Here is a 16752-nt window from a genome sequence, read left to right as displayed (position 1 = left end):
ACTCAATTGAGTTTCGAAGGCGGCTTTTCCGTTTTAAATCCTCAAGAGTCCAAATTTATGCAGACCACTCATTGGCTTGTTGTCCCAAAACAGTTCAAAATCGTCCCATCCATTTTTCTCGTAGCTGTCTTGAACTTGCTTTAAGGATTGTTTTGCTTTTTCCGGTCCTAGCGTTGGTAACAATTCGAACAACCACTTTCCTTGTTCGGAAGGCACGGTAAGCGTATAAGTTTGCTTCTTTGTAATGAGTGTTATATTGGCCATTTCTCTCGAATTCCCTTTTTTGGTTTGAGTGAAAAAGTCGATTGACACAGATTTGTTCAACCAAATTACTTGAGACTCTAGTTTGAACGGTGGAAGTGGTTCATTGGTGATGTAATTCAAGATCAGGTCGGGAGCAACCGCAGTTTTGGGCACTTTAAAATCGAACCACTTGTGCAGGGGTTCCTCAAAACCAAGTGCATGCATGTAGTTGAACAGGGCTTTCCGAAGTCCGTCGCCAAAGCGCTCGTGTTCTCCAACAGGGTCGTGGTGATCGCGGTCATTATTAGCGAAACGCCCTTCTCCCGTTCCAATTCGCTCTACTTTAAATGCTGCCGGGTTTTTACCTACTGGACTGTGAGCGGTCATAGTAAACAGATGCCAAAAAGCCGACTGTAGTACTCCTGTTTTGAACAATTGCCTCACCATTTCAAGAGAGTCGATCGTTTCTTGCGCGGTTTGAGTAGGGAATCCATACATCAGATACGCATGAACCATGATACCGGCTTCGGTAAAATGCTTGGTTACTTGTGCCACCTGTTCTACTGTTATCCCTTTCTGAATAAGCGCAAGGAGTCGATCGGAAGCTACTTCAAGCCCTCCCGAAACCGCAATACAGCCCGACTCTTTTAAGAGCAAACAGAGATCGCGGGTAAAATTCTTTTCAAAACGAATATTGGTCCACCAACTAACTACTAACTTTCGTTTGATGATTTCTAGCGCCAATGCTTTCATTAGCGAAGGTGGTGCGGCTTCGTCAACAAAATGAAAACCGTTCTCGCCTGTTTGTGCCATCATTTCTTCCATTCGATCGCAGAGAATACTTGCGTTGATGGGCTCGTAGCGTTGAATATAGTCGAGGTTAATATCACAGAAAGTGCATTTCGCCCAATAGCAACCATGCGCCATGGTTAGTTTGTTCCAACGGCCATCGCTCCACAGCCTGTGCATGGGATTGGCCACTTCTAAAGCAGAAATGTATTGATCAAGTTTAAAGTCGCTGTAATCGGGCGTGCCCACTTGCCCTTGCTTATAGTCGGTACAAGCAGCATTGTTGATATACGATACTTTCTCCCCATCATTTAGCAAACAGCGCTTCAATTGATCTTGTTGAATAGTTCCTTCCACAAACTTGATGAGTTGTTCAATGGGCGCTTCTCCGTCGTCGAGGGTAATAAAATCGAGCACTTCGAACACTCGTGTATCTGAAAGAGATCGCAATTCAGTGTTTGCATATCCGCCACCCAAGGCCACTTTAATAGTGGGATGATGCATCTTTAACCATTGAGCGCATCTCAAGCCCGCATACAAGTTCCCCGGGAAAGGAACAGAGATGGCCACCAACTTAGGTTGTTCTTTTTCTATGATTGCTTTGAAAACTTGAATGGTTTTTTCATCAATAAAAGTCAAAGGTTGACTGAGGGCTTCATAGAGTTCATCGTATTCGGAAGCCGCTCTTCCAAGACGTTCTGCATACCTACTGAATCCGAAATGGTCGTCTAAAGTTTCTTTAATTAAATCAGATAAATCTTCCAGATACATGGTTGCCAAATGCTTGGCTTGGTCTTGAATGCCCATAGCACCGAAAGCCCAAGTAATATCAGCGATTTGCTTGAATCGATCGGCTTCGGGAAGAAAATTACGTTGACAAATTTGCTGGGCCATTGTGGGGCGCTTTCCCTGAAGAAAGCTCATCACAATATCAATTGTTTGTACGTACTGGTCTTGTAAGGCGATGATTCGTTTGCAATTGTCTGACCATTCAGCCTCTAATCCTCCAATCCTATTAAACACATCTTTTAGTCCTTCAGATGAAAAGACCAAGTTGGTTACTTCGATGCCCAAATCGGCCTGGAAACTACTGACGCCTCTCGTATTTAGAAAGCCTTTGAGATAGGCCGTAGCAGGGTACGGCGTATTCAATTGCGTAAAGGGAGGTGTTATTAAAACAACAGTAGACAAATCGAGAAATTTTCCGCAAACATACATCATTTGCAGCGGCTTATGCCCGCTGCCATTAATTTCCTAGCTTTGCAGCATGCAAGACGATTCTATAAGTTTAAACAAGTTTATTAGCGATACCGGATATTGCAGCAGAAGAGAAGCGGATGAGTTGATTCGTCAAGGTCGTGTTATTCTAAACAATGAACTCGCACAGCTCGGCAATCGCTATACCCCGGGTGACATTGTAGAGGTGGATGGCAGCTATTTATCGAATGGCAAGCCGAAAAAAGAGAAAAAGGTATACCTGGCATTTAACAAGCCGGCAGGCATTACTTGTACAACCGACACGAATATTGCCGGAAACATCATCACATATATAAACTATCCAAAACGCATATTCCCTATTGGTCGTTTAGATAAGGATTCGGAAGGACTGATCTTTTTAACTAATGACGGGGATATCGTAAATAAAATTCTTCGTGCATCGAATGAGCATGAGAAGGAATACATTGTTCGAGTTAACAAATCAATTACGCCTTATTTTTTAGAAAAGATGAGTAAGGGTGTTCCCATTTTGGATACCGTTACCTTACCCTGTAAAATTTCAAAGCTGGGAAATCACACGTTTAAGATAGTGTTGAAACAAGGGCTAAACCGACAAATTCGAAGGATGTGCGAGTATTTTGAATTTGAAGTAGAGAGTTTGAAACGTGTACGAATCATGAACATTGCTTTGGATAAAATTGCGCTTGGAAAATGGCGCTATCTAAGTGATGTTGAAATTGCTCAAATTGAATCGATGGTAAAAGATTCATCGAAAACGGCGCTTAAACCCATTAAGAAAGCGAAGCCTGTAGAAGCTAAAAACGCAAAAAAAGCAAAATTGGATATTCCGAAAGAAGCATTCGAATTGCCTTCTAAATCGAAGAAACCGAAACAATCGAGCTTCAAGGAATATAGAAAAAATAAAAAACGTTAATCCTCTTCCAAGGCAGTTACTTCGCGTTGGTATTCATATTGAAGATCTTCGTGCAAAGAATTGAGCAGTGTTTGCACCTTCTTCAATTGTTGGTCGTATAAATTGCTGATCACAGAATTACGGCGAACGGGTATTCCGGACTCGCGGATTTGTTGACAGAAATAAATCCGAAGTTGAATCTCCGTTTCCTTATTCCCGCTGTACCGCGCATATTTGGTGATGATACGTCCCATTTTGCGAAGGGTTTTCTTGGCAAAATAAAGATGGCTCAAGTTGATCTGTTCCATGCATTCATCCAGTTCTAGTTTAGCTGCAGCGATAAAAGCCGGTTCGTCATGAGCTTCAAACAACAAATAAGTAAGTAGTTCTTTGTTGTCTTTTTTGAACTTGATCAATCGAAGGCATATCTCCACCAATTCCTTGGCAGGCAATTGTTGCAATTCCTTTTTAATATCTTGAACCGTAGCTGCTTTCATAGTATCGAAACTATTTTCTGTTTTTTGTTTTGAAAATTGAATTCATCGCCCTCTTTCTTACCTCTCAACTCCAATGCTACCGGGGCATTGGGTGCTACGAGATAGAAATCTTTCCCTTCAACAGTAAGCTTACCCATACCACTCAACAAATAGAAATTGCCTGCAGTGGTTAAAACCAACGCTCCTGCTGAAACCGCACCTAATTTGTAATTCTTTTGAATTTGAATTGCCGTCTCTTTTTCTTGAAGGGCCGCCGCCAATTGTTTGGAGAACATTTCTTTGTTCAATTGCTGCATCGCTCTTTCGGTTTCATATTTATCGCCCGCACTGCTCTTGGTTTCGTTGTTGGCGGCTTCCTGAGCTGCATTCAACTGTAAACGGATACTATGCAACCGTTGATCGAACAGTTCCATTATTTTTTCAAACAAGATTTGTTTTAAAGAGGCATCACTCATCCTGTAAAAATAATTGAATAATTGTGTAGATTGTAGCATAAATCATTTGCTATGCCATCAAGAAGAAGTTTCGTTAAACAAACGGGTCTGGCCTCCATGGCTTTTTTGACCTCTCCCACTGTTGATTTTCTAAAGTCGCAGGGAGTATCAAATGTGGGTATCCAGTTGTTCTCCATCCCAAAAATGCTTTCTGCAAATCCGGTAGCAGCTATCGGTATGCTACAACAAATGGGCTATAAGGAACTGGAACTTTACGGTCCTTATACATTTAGTGCGGAATCGGCGAAATCAGGTTGGAAACAAGTAACCGGCATGTTGGGTTTCTCCGGAAGTGGTTATTTTGAGAAAAGCAGTTCCGAATTTTTGAAGTTGATCAAAGATAGTGGCATGACAACGCCATCGATGCATACAGATCTTGACACTCTCGAAAACGATATGCCGGCGCTTGCAAAAGCAGCACATGAAATGGGGCATAAATATGTAGTATTACCTGCTATTCCTGATGCAAGAAGGAAGACTTTAGACGATTACAAAAAAATGGCAGACAGCTTCAATAAAATAGGCGCTGCCGCGAAAAAAGAGGGCATTCGTTTTGGTTATCACAACCACGGATACGGAATAAAACCGCTTGCCGATGGCACGGTTCCCTTGGAAGTTATGTTGAATGCAACTGATCCGGATACCGTATTCTTGGAAATGGATCTGTTCTGGACAGCAGCAGGTGGTGCAGATCCGGTGGCATTACTGAACAAGTACTCCAAGCGTTATAAAATGCTCCACATTAAAGACATGAGCAAGAAAGCAACCTTTTCCGGCGACGGTGGTGATGCCAGCCAATGGTTTGCTTTATTCCCGCTGATGTGTTCTTGTGGCGATGGAGTGTTAGACCTCAAAAACATTATTGCTACTTCTCAAAAAATTGGAGTAGAACATTATTTTATTGAGCAAGACATGGTTGCCAACCCGGAAACAGCATTGAAGAAAAGTATTGATTATATAAAAACAGTGTAAGACTTAGCGCTTGTTCAAAGGCTTTAAAGAAACTGACCTGAGCAAGAACAATTCAAAATAATCGGGGGATGCAATGATTTCATTGTGCCCCCTTTTTGTTTCTATAAAAACTACCGGAACGCCGAATTTAGATGCTTTTAACTCCGACTCTTGGTAATCGGCGTAAGGAATAGCTGCTTGCTTTAAGGATACTCTTAACGTATCAGACATTTCATCAGTACCACCACCTTCGTGCGTATACAAATTGATGAATCTTGGGCTTTTAGTTTTATGCAGCCATTTCATAAAAAGTGGGACTTGTCCATACATTCCATCGAACAGTAAAATCTCTTTTACATACGGCTGATTGGAAGCAATTTTCGCAATCACTCTGTAAGCACCACTGTGACCGGCCAGCACAAGACTTTGCACTTTGGGAATGAAGGATCGCTTTTGTTGAGAAGCCAATTGAGAAAGTAGGCTGTTCATAAAAAGATTGAAATAACCGGAATCTTCAAACTTACCGCCGTATGAATCAGGTGCATTCTTAGCCATTTCAGGAATCACTAAAACAGCATCGCGATTGGAATGTAGGAACTGCTCTTTCAGTTTAAAATAGTTGTTAGCACTATCAATATTGTTGAACCAACCATGAAACCAGATAACGATATCAACTTGCTTTTTCAATTTGAAATTTGCTGGAAATACAACAAGCATTGTGGAATCATTGTAATGCTCCTTTAAAGGATAGTGTTTCCCATCGTAGTGGTGACCATTGCTTCTCAAACTATCGGGAAAGGCAGGATAGCTATTGATGAGTTTTACAGAACGAGCAGGCTGCGCGACTCCACTAAGAGAGACCAATAGAAGGGCAACAAATAAAAATCGACAAAAACTAGCCATTTTTGAAGATATGAATTTGTAAGTATTGAAGCAGCATGATTGTTTTACCATCTTTTATCTCACCCGTTTCAATCATTTTCAAAGCTGTTGCAAATGGGATTTCTAATACTTCAATTTCTTCTTGCTCTTCGGCAAGTCCTCCCCCATCGTTCACTTTTTGATTATCAGAATAAGCTCCAACAAAGAAATGAAGAATCTCTGTCACGGAACCGGGGCTCATGTAACATTCATATACTTTTTTCACGTCTGTAAGTCGGTAACCCGTTTCTTCTTCCGTTTCGCGCATGATGGCCTCTTTGGGATGGTCGTTGTCGAGTAGGCCGGCGCAGGCTTCAATAAGCATACCTGATGGGTTGCCATTTACAAAAGTGGGCATGCGGAATTGGCGGGTTAATACAACAGTCTTCTTCTCGGTATTGTACAACAGAATTACCGCACCATTACCCCGGTCGTATACTTCCCGATGCTGAGTTTGAATAGAAGAACCCGATTGTTTGGTAAAACTATATTTGTAAAGTTTATACCAATTGGCAGAAAGAGTTTCTTTGGCTTTTATTTCAATAATAGGATCCATTTGTTAAGGATTAGGTACCCAAATAACGCATTCTAATTTCACTACACCAATTTTACCATAATACTGTGCACGTAATTGCATTTCTCGTTCACTTACTTCTCCAAATCCATAACCTTCATAGTGCAATCTGGCAGGGTCAATCCCTTTTGAAACCAAATAATGAATTGGAATGAGCGACAAAGCTTGCATATATTCTTTGGTGTTACTTTGGAAGGGTAATTGCATACTCAACGATGCTTGGTATAAGGGATGTTGCTCTAATAAGGCTACCAAACTATCGAGCTGCTTAAAGCTATACGGTTTCAATTGTGGCAGTAAAACATTAAAAGCTAGATTATAGGTTTCAATTCGATCGAATCGCTTGGGACGTTTGACAATTTTCTCCAGCTTTGAATAGTTGATTGGTTGATAGTCTGATTTTGACTGTTTATCGTTCAATAAACGAATTTCTACTCTTCGGTTTTCCTTTTTCTGGAACTCATCTAATTCAGCTGTCAATTTTCGATCGGCTCCAAAACCTTGGTAGGTTAAGCGACTTGAATCGATACCACAGGACTTTAAATACTCCACTACTGTTTTTGCTCTTCTAATGGACAGATCCATTCCAAAGGAAGTAGTTTTGGGTTCGCAACAGATATGCCCTTCCACCTTGATTTTTAGTTTTGGGAACTGTTGCATCACTTCTAATAAGTAATGGAGCGAAGGATAGCTTTCACCTAACAACACATCTTGCCCACCAACATAGTTCATGTTTCGCAATCTCAACAGCGTACTATCGTCTGAAAGTTTTACGAACTCTTCATCTTTGATAATTTTTTCAGGTTCGCGGGGAACAAAGCTACTATCGGCAACGGGTTCCGTTTTTTGAGGAGTTGGTTCGGGAGTGGGTACAGCAATTTCAGTTTTTTGGGGTGCAGGTTTGGCCTCTAGACTGTCTTTGGGCACTTTTACCGGCATCCATTCCACAGTAATTTCTACTCTACGATTCAATTGCTTTCCTTCTTCAGTGCTATTGGTTGCTACTGGTCCATAAGCACTAAAGCCTCGAAAATATACTTGGACCTTGGGCATCATGGCTACTCGCAAATAATTGGCCACTGCCTTGGCTCTGTTTTCAGAAAGCGTTTTATTGAATGTAGCGGTTCCGGTGGAATCACAATATCCGGCAACACTCACATGCTTTACATTTATCAAGGTCCGTGCTAATGAGTCAAGGGTTTGTCGAGTAGCTGAAGAAAGATCGTATTTTGAAGATTCAAAATATACTCGAGTTTGCGCTTTCAACCCTATGCAAGTGAAGAGGATTAGCGAAAGTAAAAGGCAGCTTATTTTATTCATAGAAAAATTGTAGACGAAATTTACGAAATAAATGGGTGCGGCTCGCTAGAAAGAGTGAAAACCAAGGGAATTCACTTACATTTAAAGTACCATGAAAAAACGTTTGCTTTGTTTATTTATTTGCCTGTTCAGCATTTTAACGGTTTTTTCGCAACCGAAAGTGTTGTGTTTTTATAGTCGTTATAACGATCCCGCCCACTTGAGTTTTATTGAAGAAGCCAATACTTGGTTCAATCAAAAATCAAGAGAACTCGGCTTTCAGTATGATACTTGTTTGGGTTGGTCGAAACTGAACACCCGAGAACTGGAGAACTATCAATTGATTCTTTTTCTTGATTCCCGACCCGAAGACAGTGCGAGTAGAAAAGCTTTCGAACGATATATGGAGCAGGGAGGCGCTTGGATCGGCTTTCATTTTGCAGGTTTTGCGTTGACTCCTTCTGATTTTAACGATGATTGGAACTGGTATCATCATCAATTTCTGGGGTCGGGGGCCTACAAGAGCAATACTTGGAGGCCTACGGGAGCTTATTTAAAAAATGAATCACCCAAATCTCCTTTTTTACACCAGCTAAAAGACAGTTTTTGGGTCGGGCCAAACGAATGGTACCGATGGGAAAACAATTTGAGAAAGAATAAACGTATTCAAGTGTTGCTCTCGATACATCCGGCTTCTTTCCCACTAGGAACGGGCCCTAAACCGGAGGAAATTTGGCATGAAGGAGACTACCCGGTTGTTTGGACAAATAAGAACTACCGTATGCTTTACATAAACATGGGACATAACGATATGGATTATTCGAAGAATCCGGCTCCTAGTTTAAGTCATCAGTTCAACAACAGCAATTATTGCCGTTTGGTAGAAAACGCGCTTTCAATGTTTCTAAAACTACAAAAGCGCTAAAAAGGCTGCTTCGGACTGCTTGGCAGCATCGTATCCGGCTTGCATAATTGCAGCGGATTTTTTCACATCAAACATCCCATAACTACTCAATTCCGGCTCAATAAATACCGCGCATTTCGACGACTTTGAATGAATTTCAGCTGCCGTTACCAAGTGAAAGCAGCGATCGATCATTTCTCTTGAGCCGAGGGGTGTTTTCTGAGCACTTAAATCGGCCAACTTATTCACGTGAACTCCGATAATGAGATCTGTGGTTCCTATCAAAGGTTCAATCGGGAAATTATTAAGTACACCTCCATCGTTCAAGGCTTCTTCTTCAATGATAACAGGGGGAAAGATCACCGGAACGGCTGCAGAAGCTAGTACCATTTCGGCTAAAGCTCCGGTTGATTTGGTTACCACGGTTCCACTTTTAACATTGGTTGCTGTAGCGAAAAAAGGCAATTGTAACTGTTCAAAACTATTATGAGGGATGGCTTTTAGCAATACTTTTTTTAAAGCATCGAGAGAAAAGATGCCCGCCTTGCCCCAATAAATGGCATTCCAGCCAAAGTAATTGGTTGAAATCAGGAGTTGATAAATTTCATCCGCCTTATAGCCCGCGGCAATTAAAGACCCTGCAATGGCCCCCGCACTGGTACCCGACACAGCTGATACTTGAATGCCTTTCTCTTCTAAAAACTTCAATACTCCTAAATGAGCAAAGCCCCGTGCACCGCCGCCGGAAAGCACCAAACCGATTTTCTTCATGAATGAAATTTGCTCAAAAATAGGAGTAATTCTTCTGCGCCCCCCTACTTCCCGCTGTTCTTTTTGCTCCTCATCGGCCCACACAATATCAGTGTTTCCCCTTACGTTTGTATTTATAACCTGAAACCTGTATTTTACTTAAAATCCTGTACCGTGAAACGCCTTCTTACTGCATGTTTGCTGACATTTTCAGCATCCTTATTTGCTCAAGCTCCGGCAGATACCGCGGGCAAACTGATTCCTCAGAAGGAATTGGCAATTAAGACGAATACCATCATTAAGATTGAAAACTTGGGGCCGAATATCAATAGCGACCTTCCCGAACTGCGTCCCACCATTTCAGCGGATGGAAACATCTTATTCTTTATTTGTGAAAACCATCCGGCCAATACAAAATACAACTCGGTACCTAACTCTCAAGACATCTGGTATTCTTGGAGAGACGATGATGGAAAATGGTCGGAAGCGCGCCACTTGAGTTACCCACTCAATACCATGCAGTACAATGCAGTGTATTGGGTATCTCCCGATAACAATAGAATTCTCATCAGAGGTGCTTTTCACAATGGAGCGTTTCTTGGAAAAGGAATTAGCATGAGTGTGCTTCAATCGAACGGCAGATGGTGCGAACCCGAAATGTTACGCATCAAGAACTACGAAAAATATGACAAAGGTCGACAGTCGGGCGCTTCTATGTCGCATGATGGTCAAACCTTACTTCTTTATATCAGTCCTGTACCCGGAGGAGAAGACAGCGATCTCTTCTTTTGTCAATTACAAAAAGATGGCACTTGGTCGGAGCCCAAAAGTTTGGGCAAACAGATCAATGGGGATGATACTGATGAAATGACGCCCTATTTGGCTGCAGATGGAGAAACCTTGTATTTCAGCAGCAATAGAAAAGGCAGTTTAGGCAGTAACGATATTTGGATGTCGAAGCGATTGGATAAGACATGGCAAAAATGGTCTGAGCCAATTAATTTGGGATCCCCAATCAATACACCTGATTGGGATGCATTTTTCACATTGGATGCCGGTGGTGAATATGCTTACTTGACCACCAAATTGAACACCATGGGAGAAAGCGATATTGTGAGAGTGAAATTGCTAGAGAAAGAACGTCCGAAGCCGGTGATCCTCGTGAGTGGTAATGTATACAATGCGCATACGAAACAGCCATTGGCTGCATCTTTGGTGTATGAAACCTTACCCGATGGTGCCATTGCAGGAAATGGAGTTTCAAGTGAAATGGACGGATCTTTTAAAATTGTGTTGCCATACGATAAGAACTACAGCATTCACGCAAATGCCGATAAGTTCTTCGCTCAATCTGAAAACCTGAATTTGGATTCAATGGTTAAAGCAGGTTACAAGGAAATTCATAAAGACCTTTACCTAGTACCCATTGAAATTGGTCAAGTAGTTCGATTGAACAATGTGTTCTTCGATTTCGATAAGGCTACGCTTCGTCCTGAATCATTTGTTGAATTAGACAGAGTGGTGGAATTGTTGAAGGAGAATCCCAAAATTGAAATTGAGTTAAGCGCTCACACCGATAGTTACGGAAGTGATGATTACAATATGAAGTTGAGTGACAATCGTGCCAAGTCGTGCCGCGAATACATCCTAAGCAAGGGCATTAAAGAGTCGCGCATTATTTCGAAAGGATATGGAGAAACTATGCCTGTAGCACCAAATGATACTGACGAAAACCGACAATTGAACAGAAGGGTGGAATTTAAGATTCTGAAAAATTAAATCGCTAAATAAAACCAACTGAAAGAGGCTTGTGCTAAATTTAAGCATGAAAGCCTCTTTTTTATTTATTATAGCTTTTGTTGCCGCTGTTTCAATTCAAGCGCAGAAAAAAGCAATTCTCTATTTTCCTCCGGCCGGCAGTTGGCAGCATCAGAGTGCTGCTTCGCAAGGATTTGATAGCATCAAACTGCAAAACGCTATTCAATTTGCCATTTTAAAAGAAACCAAACGGCCTCGATCCATGAAAGAGAGTCAGGTACTTGATTTTGGCAAAGAGCCTTTTTCGGAACCTATTGGTGTGCAAGCAGATCGTGGAGCGCCTTCCGGCATCATCATTCGTCATGGTTATATTGTTGCTGAATGGGGAGAACCCATGTCAGTAGATATGACGCACAGTGTTACGAAGAGCTTTTTAAGTACGGTTGTTGGAATGGCTGTTGATCGAAAACTGATTCAATCGATTCAAGACCCGGTAAGTAAGTACATTGATGAAGTAGCCCTGTTTCAACCCGGTGGTGAACCACAATTGATTCAACCCTTTGGCACGGTGCATAACAAGCGCTTGAATTGGGATGTGATGCTTCGTCAAACCAGCGATTGGGAAGGAACGCTATGGGGAAAGCCTGAATGGGCCGACCGACCTGAAAAGGACAGCACTAAATGGATCCGAAAAGAAAGACGAGAACCCGGTTCTGTATTTGAATACAACGATGTTCGCGTAAATGCCTTGGCATTAGCAGCCACATGGGTTTGGAAACGCCCATTGCCCGAAGTTACCAGAGAATTCTTAATGAATCCAATTGGCGCCTCTTCCAGCTGGCATTGGAATGGGTATTCGAATAGCTTTATAGTTTTGGATGGAAGACCGATACAATCGGTAAGTGGTGGTGGACATTGGGGTGGTGGATTGTTCATCAATGCCTATGATATGGCGCGATTTGGCTTATTGAGTTTGCATGAAGGCAATTGGAATGGCAGGCAATTGCTTTCGAAAGACTGGTACAAGAAAGCGACTACTCCAACAACGGCCAATACCGGTTATGGCTTCATGAACTTCTTTTTAAATACAGAGAAGAAATTGATTTCAACTGCTCCTGAATCGGCGTATATGCATATAGGTAATGGCGTAAACTTTATTTATGTAGACAAAGAACACGATCTGGTTATTGTTTGCAGGTGGATTGAAAATTTGGAGAAAGGGAATTTTGTTGACAAAGTGTTAGAGGCAATTGTTAATTAAGAATGAAGAATTAATAATTAATAATTGCGCTTTGAAAGTGTTGTATTTCATGCATACGAGATGAAAGGCGCCATATAAAAGTGCAATTTTCTATCCGAGCGACTCCTCCAACCGATATTTTGAGTGGGTCCCACGAGGTCACTGAGTATCCCGAAGGGATTATCGAAGGGCCGACGTGGGAGCCACGAAAAATATCGAAAGATTAATAAAAAAATGCGTTGTCATTCCGAACGACTGAGTTTGCAAAGCAAACGAAGGAGAGAGGAACCTCGGAACGGGTTTTATAGAAAGAATCCGATATCGAAGCATTGACGCTAAATGATATTTAGTGCTAGGCTATAGAGTAATTTAGTTTTTAAGTTGATACACTATTGAAGCATGGAACTCATCTTCACGCAAAAATGCCCAAAAGAACAAATTCAAACCGGTATCTTTTGTAATGCCCAAACTCAAAAACTAAACAACTAAATCACTCAAGAACTCACTAACGAGTTTAGTGAAAAAAATCCCTTTCGAAAGCGTCTCTTCCATAACAACGCATTTTGAGTTTCCTCTCTCGCTGCGGCTGCTTTGCAGCCTCGCTCGTTCGGAATGACAGGGATGTTTTATAACCACCCAGATTTCTCGCATCCTTCTTCAGGCCTTCGGCCTTGCGAAGCATGCTCGAAATGGCTTCGGACATCGTTTTCGGCAGAGATGGACGAATGGTACTTAAAAAACGAAATCATTTTAAATATATAAAAAGTAAGCAACAGAGCAAATGAAGAAGAATGGAAACTTACTTATAGATACCATCAGTTTTTCTTGATTAGCCAAGAGCACAATGTGTTAATTAATAATTAAGAATTGCGCTTTGAAGGTATTGTATTTCATGCATACGAGATGGAAGCGATGTTGTGAGAGTAATTGTCAAAGTGAGGCGAAGCCTCTATTATTAATTAAATAATTATTACTTTTTAATTGCTCACTGTATATATTGAAGATAATTCGGATTGAATTTCAGGCTCAGCTCCCAGCCCTCTTTCCAATAATTGGAGGTAGTTCTCGCCCAAATAATTTGATCCTGAACTTTCACACCAATTAAATAGAAAGCGCCCCAGTATTGTACTTCAGAAACTACTCCGTTGATATCACCGGCGCCATATTCACCCAAATGAACATGTTCAGGACGAATCCAAACGTAGGGTTTGTAATGGTTGATGTATTCTAAGTGCGGAACAACAGTGGTAGGGAAATGATTGAAATCGCCTAATAGTCCTGCTGCATATAAATCGACAGGATTGTTATAAAGGTGATCCGGACTGCCTTTTTGAATAATGTTTCCTTGTTTTAAGACCATTACCTGATCGGCCCAGCTCAATACATCCACTGCTTCATGGGTAACCATGATACAAGAAAGATTTTTGTGGGTCGCCAAATCATGCAAAACAGATTTCATGATCCGTTTGTGATGTGCATCCAAGTGCGAGAATGGTTCATCAAGTAACAATAATTCGGGAGAAGTAGTGAGCAATCGGGCCAATGCAATCCGCTGGCGTTCACCTCCCGAGAGTTGATCTGTTCTTCGTTTTAGCAAATGGGTAATTCTACAGATATCGTATAACTCGTTTGCTTCTTCCTGCGTTAATTCGTTGGCATAATCCATCAGTTCATGAACCCAATAGTTATTCCGAAGTTCAAAATACTGTGATAAGTATGCGATCTTTTTGTGACCGGGAATCAGTTTGTCGTTAGGCCCCAAAATTCGTTCATTACCCAAAAAAACACCGCCGGAATTGGGCTGCAGCAATCCTGCAATCATTTTCAAAAGCGTTGTTTTTCCGGATCCCGTTTCGCCAACAATAGCCAGCTTCTCTCCTCTTTTCTGCTGAAAATGGATGTCTTTTACCGTATAATTACCCTGCTCAATTCTACTCAGTCCAACTACATTGATCAAATACATAATTCTTCGCTTTGCGCGTCAAACTTAATAAAGAAATTGATGGCAGCCTATTATTCTCCTATATAGGGGTCTTTGATGGTATGTTTCCGGTACTTTATCTGAGTGAATGTAACGGTATTCGAGCTTCCAACGGGCGCTTGAGAGAGAAATCCAAGCTTCCATTCCAAGGCATTGTTGATTTGCAAATGCCGGATCAAATACCAGTTTTTACCCGTTTCACTTACATAAATGGTGATCACATTTCCGGCTTTGGCTATTTTGAAGAAAACTGCATTGCCTTTAATGGCTTGGGAATTGCAATCATCCGACACATCTTTAGTTACTACGGTTACAATTCGATGAAATCCTTGATAGTCTTTTTCAAAACAACATTTGATCCAATTCAAACTATCGGCTTTCAATACCAAAGCTCCTCCGTCCCATTTGGTTTTGAAGGGATGGTGAATTTTGGCTGTAAGCACAAAATCACTATCGGGTACAAACAAAAGCTTGGGAGCATTATCTGTATTGTAGGTTACATTGGGATCTCGAAACATATCCGTTTTTTCACCACTTTTGATTACTAAACTATCCCCTTTAATGCTGTATGCAAGGGGTTGGTTTTCCCAATGAAGTGGAAATAGAATTGATTTTAAACTAACAGGCTTCTGAGCAAGGGAAGCTAATGTACATGATAGACCGAATAAAAGCAATCGCAACTGTTTCATCGTTTATTGAGTTATCGGTTTAAATTTAGAATTGGTGGCAGCTATTTGAACTTCATTTAAAATTTGATCAAGCTGTTGACGAGAAAACAAGTTCCCCGATTTCATTACCGCATGAATTTTCTGCGTAGCTGAAATATTCTTCAATGGATTTTCATCCAGTAGTAGTAAATCTGCCGCGAACCCCGCTTCAACTTTTCCATAATTGTTGCTCAACTTGAAATAGGAAGGTCCGTTCAAAATGCTTGCCTTTAAGGCCTGTGCAGGTGTAAGTCCGTATTTCACCAATAATTCCAACTCCAAGTGCAAGCCCAGTCCCGGATACACAAAAGAATTCAAATAGCCGGCATCAGTACCCGCCATAATGGTCATCCCAGATTGTACTACCAGTGGGATAAGCGAAGCTGTTGCTTCAAATACGCGGTGACGCATCTCAATGGCATCCGCATTATCACCTGCGGCTCTTTTGATTCTCCACCAATAGGTGTTCTTCAATCCCGTTCCGAGGTATTTTAAGTAGGAATCGTTCCAGTGATTGGAATTATCGAAATTAGAAGTAATGGAACTAATCAAAAGGGTTGGAACGATACCCGTCCCCTTTGTAGCCAAATAACGATACGTAGCCAAAGCTTTTGCGGTATCGAAAACAGCAAGTGCTAGGGGCATTACTTCTCGGCCTTGCAAAAAACCTTTCGAATACAAATTAGAGATCACCTCATCGGCTCCGGCCTTTAACAAATATCCCATGTGTTCGATGGTGGTAAGCCCGGCATCGGCTACTTGTTTCATGGTGAGGGCATAGGGTATGTGTCCACTTACCGGCCAATTATTCGAACGCGCAAGTTGAACGGCTTTTAAATACAAATCCGGTTTTAGCGTATTATCCGTGATCTTAATAAAATCAACTTCCAATTTCTTCAATGAATCAATTGCCTTTCCCAACCCGGCTTCGTCTCCAATTTCAATATCACCGATCCAAATAGAATTGATGCCTTCGATCTTAGGGCCCGAGGTGAAGATTCGAGGGCCGAGCAATTTTCCTTCTGACAGTTCTTTTCTCCATTGCAGTACTGCCGGACTAATATCTGCAGCAGCATCCCTTACGGCGGTAATGCCGTGGGCCAGATAAAGCGGCAGCAGGTTCTTATTTTCTTCCAATAAACTATCCCCGCCTCCAAAATGAACATGGTTATCCCAAAGTCCGGGTATCAAGTACTTTCCGGTTCCATCAACAATTGCAAATGATTTGTATTTGGTATTCTTGTGAGGCAATATGGAAAGAATGGCACCCCCTTTAATGAACACATCTTTCGCGGTCAACAAAGAGTCGTTTTCAATATCTACCACATTTACATTCGACAACACCCAATTGCCTTTTTGCTGCCCTTGAGCAGTCATGCCAATTAGAATAAAAAGCACAGCAAAAAATCCTTTCATAAGTTTCCAATTCAAATTGGAATTTAGTTGATTCAAAGGATTTCACCATCAGATGTGGTTGAATTTTGTGCACATAGCGGTGTCGGTTTCATTCATT

15 protein-coding genes are annotated in these 16752 nt (G+C 41.5%); 5 read left to right on the top strand and 10 right to left on the bottom strand.

All coding sequences use genetic code 11. The features are described 5' to 3' along the window. Nucleotides 1-33: 33 nt before the first annotated feature. Nucleotides 34-2223 (bottom strand): B12-binding domain-containing radical SAM protein, encoded by a 2190-nt coding sequence (locus ACQ2HE_RS13020; protein ID WP_430896193.1) that lies wholly within the window; start codon nt 2221-2223, stop codon nt 34-36. Between the two features lie 76 nt (nt 2224-2299). Between ACQ2HE_RS13020 and rluF the strand changes: the two genes are divergently transcribed. Further along, the gene (gene rluF / locus ACQ2HE_RS13015) at nt 2300-3184 is read left to right on the top strand and encodes a 23S rRNA pseudouridine(2604) synthase RluF (protein WP_430896196.1); all 885 of its coding nucleotides are present in this window, start codon (nt 2300-2302) and stop codon (nt 3182-3184) included. On the opposite strand, the gene ACQ2HE_RS13010 is transcribed toward rluF, so the two are convergent. Continuing rightward, entirely contained in the window at nt 3181-3660 is a 480-nt protein-coding gene (locus ACQ2HE_RS13010; RefSeq protein WP_430896199.1) for a hypothetical protein, read from the bottom strand. The genes rluF and ACQ2HE_RS13010 overlap by 4 nt on opposite strands. Further along, complete coding sequence (locus tag ACQ2HE_RS13005; RefSeq protein WP_430896202.1) at nt 3657-4154, bottom strand: GNAT family protein; 498 nt, start codon at nt 4152-4154, stop codon at nt 3657-3659. Before ACQ2HE_RS13005 ends, ACQ2HE_RS13010 begins: the two co-directional genes overlap by 4 nt. A 12-nt stretch (nt 4155-4166) precedes the next feature. Between ACQ2HE_RS13005 and ACQ2HE_RS13000 the strand changes: the two genes are divergently transcribed. Next, nucleotides 4167-5126, top strand: coding sequence for a sugar phosphate isomerase/epimerase family protein (locus tag ACQ2HE_RS13000; RefSeq protein ID WP_430896204.1), 960 nt, complete (start codon nt 4167-4169; stop codon nt 5124-5126). 3 nt (nt 5127-5129) lie between these two features. On the opposite strand, the gene ACQ2HE_RS12995 is transcribed toward ACQ2HE_RS13000, so the two are convergent. The 3 genes from ACQ2HE_RS12995 to ACQ2HE_RS12985 are packed head-to-tail and all read right to left on the bottom strand — an operon-like array spanning nt 5130 to nt 7866. Next, entirely contained in the window at nt 5130-6008 is an 879-nt protein-coding gene (locus ACQ2HE_RS12995; protein WP_430896207.1) for a hypothetical protein, read from the bottom strand. Further along, nucleotides 6001-6582, bottom strand: a complete 582-nt coding sequence (nudK, locus tag ACQ2HE_RS12990) for a GDP-mannose pyrophosphatase NudK (RefSeq protein ID WP_430896209.1) — start codon at nt 6580-6582, stop codon at nt 6001-6003. The genes ACQ2HE_RS12995 and nudK overlap by 8 nt, the downstream gene beginning before the upstream one ends. 3 nt (nt 6583-6585) lie before the next feature. Then, entirely contained in the window at nt 6586-7866 is a 1281-nt protein-coding gene (locus ACQ2HE_RS12985; protein WP_430896211.1) for an OmpA family protein, read from the bottom strand. A gap of 145 nt (nt 7867-8011) precedes the next feature. Here ACQ2HE_RS12985 and ACQ2HE_RS12980 point away from each other — a divergent pair, with 145 nt between their 5' ends. Next, on the top strand, nt 8012-8824 hold the full coding sequence (locus ACQ2HE_RS12980; protein WP_430896214.1) for a ThuA domain-containing protein: 813 nt from the start codon (nt 8012-8014) through the stop codon (nt 8822-8824). Here ACQ2HE_RS12980 and ACQ2HE_RS12975 read toward each other — a convergent pair. Beyond that, entirely contained in the window at nt 8810-9574 is a 765-nt protein-coding gene (locus ACQ2HE_RS12975; RefSeq protein ID WP_430896216.1) for a patatin-like phospholipase family protein, read from the bottom strand. The two genes, ACQ2HE_RS12980 and ACQ2HE_RS12975, sit on opposite strands and share 15 nt — an antisense overlap. Before the next feature lie 153 nt (nt 9575-9727). Here ACQ2HE_RS12975 and ACQ2HE_RS12970 point away from each other — a divergent pair, with 153 nt between their 5' ends. After that, the gene (locus ACQ2HE_RS12970; RefSeq protein WP_430896219.1) at nt 9728-11332 is read left to right on the top strand and encodes an OmpA family protein; all 1605 of its coding nucleotides are present in this window, start codon (nt 9728-9730) and stop codon (nt 11330-11332) included. Between the two features lie 46 nt (nt 11333-11378). Next, nucleotides 11379-12572, top strand: coding sequence for a serine hydrolase domain-containing protein (locus ACQ2HE_RS12965; RefSeq protein WP_430896221.1), 1194 nt, complete (start codon nt 11379-11381; stop codon nt 12570-12572). 964 nt (nt 12573-13536) lie between these two features. Here ACQ2HE_RS12965 and ACQ2HE_RS12960 read toward each other — a convergent pair. Genes ACQ2HE_RS12960 through ACQ2HE_RS12950 form a run of 3 tightly spaced genes read right to left on the bottom strand, consistent with a single transcriptional unit; the run spans nt 13537 to nt 16655 of the window. Next, complete coding sequence (locus ACQ2HE_RS12960; protein ID WP_430896224.1) at nt 13537-14514, bottom strand: ABC transporter ATP-binding protein; 978 nt, start codon at nt 14512-14514, stop codon at nt 13537-13539. Between the two features lie 50 nt (nt 14515-14564). Next, nucleotides 14565-15221, bottom strand: coding sequence for a DUF1349 domain-containing protein (locus ACQ2HE_RS12955; protein ID WP_430896228.1), 657 nt, complete (start codon nt 15219-15221; stop codon nt 14565-14567). Between the two features lie 3 nt (nt 15222-15224). Continuing rightward, nucleotides 15225-16655: an amidohydrolase family protein gene (locus tag ACQ2HE_RS12950; RefSeq protein WP_430896231.1), complete on the bottom strand. Its 1431-nt coding sequence runs from the start codon at nt 16653-16655 to the stop codon at nt 15225-15227. Between the last annotated feature and the right edge of the window lie 97 nt (nt 16656-16752).

The organism is Endoryza foliicola (assembly GCF_050589245.1).
Taxonomy (GTDB): Bacteria; Bacteroidota; Bacteroidia; order Chitinophagales; family Chitinophagaceae; genus Endoryza; species Endoryza foliicola.
This window is presented reverse-complemented; position numbering and strand designations above follow the sequence as displayed.

What these genes read in the sequence shown, in the direction of transcription:
- nudK (WP_430896209.1), bottom strand. Translation starts at nt 6,582, where the DNA reads ATGGATCCTATTATTGAAATAAAAGCCAAAGAAACTCTTTCTGCCAAT.
- ACQ2HE_RS13010 (WP_430896199.1), bottom strand. Translation starts at nt 3,660, where the DNA reads ATGAAAGCAGCTACGGTTCAAGATATTAAAAAGGAATTGCAACAATTG.
- ACQ2HE_RS12975 (WP_430896216.1), bottom strand. Translation starts at nt 9,574, where the DNA reads ATGAAGAAAATCGGTTTGGTGCTTTCCGGCGGCGGTGCACGGGGCTTT.
- ACQ2HE_RS12965 (WP_430896221.1), top strand. Translation starts at nt 11,379, where the DNA reads ATGAAAGCCTCTTTTTTATTTATTATAGCTTTTGTTGCCGCTGTTTCA.
- ACQ2HE_RS12995 (WP_430896207.1), bottom strand. Translation starts at nt 6,008, where the DNA reads ATGGCTAGTTTTTGTCGATTTTTATTTGTTGCCCTTCTATTGGTCTCT.
- rluF (WP_430896196.1), top strand. Translation starts at nt 2,300, where the DNA reads ATGCAAGACGATTCTATAAGTTTAAACAAGTTTATTAGCGATACCGGA.
- ACQ2HE_RS12980 (WP_430896214.1), top strand. Translation starts at nt 8,012, where the DNA reads ATGAAAAAACGTTTGCTTTGTTTATTTATTTGCCTGTTCAGCATTTTA.
- ACQ2HE_RS12955 (WP_430896228.1), bottom strand. Translation starts at nt 15,221, where the DNA reads ATGAAACAGTTGCGATTGCTTTTATTCGGTCTATCATGTACATTAGCT.
- ACQ2HE_RS12950 (WP_430896231.1), bottom strand. Translation starts at nt 16,655, where the DNA reads ATGAAAGGATTTTTTGCTGTGCTTTTTATTCTAATTGGCATGACTGCT.
- ACQ2HE_RS13000 (WP_430896204.1), top strand. Translation starts at nt 4,167, where the DNA reads ATGCCATCAAGAAGAAGTTTCGTTAAACAAACGGGTCTGGCCTCCATG.
- ACQ2HE_RS12960 (WP_430896224.1), bottom strand. Translation starts at nt 14,514, where the DNA reads ATGTATTTGATCAATGTAGTTGGACTGAGTAGAATTGAGCAGGGTAAT.
- ACQ2HE_RS13005 (WP_430896202.1), bottom strand. Translation starts at nt 4,154, where the DNA reads ATGCTACAATCTACACAATTATTCAATTATTTTTACAGGATGAGTGAT.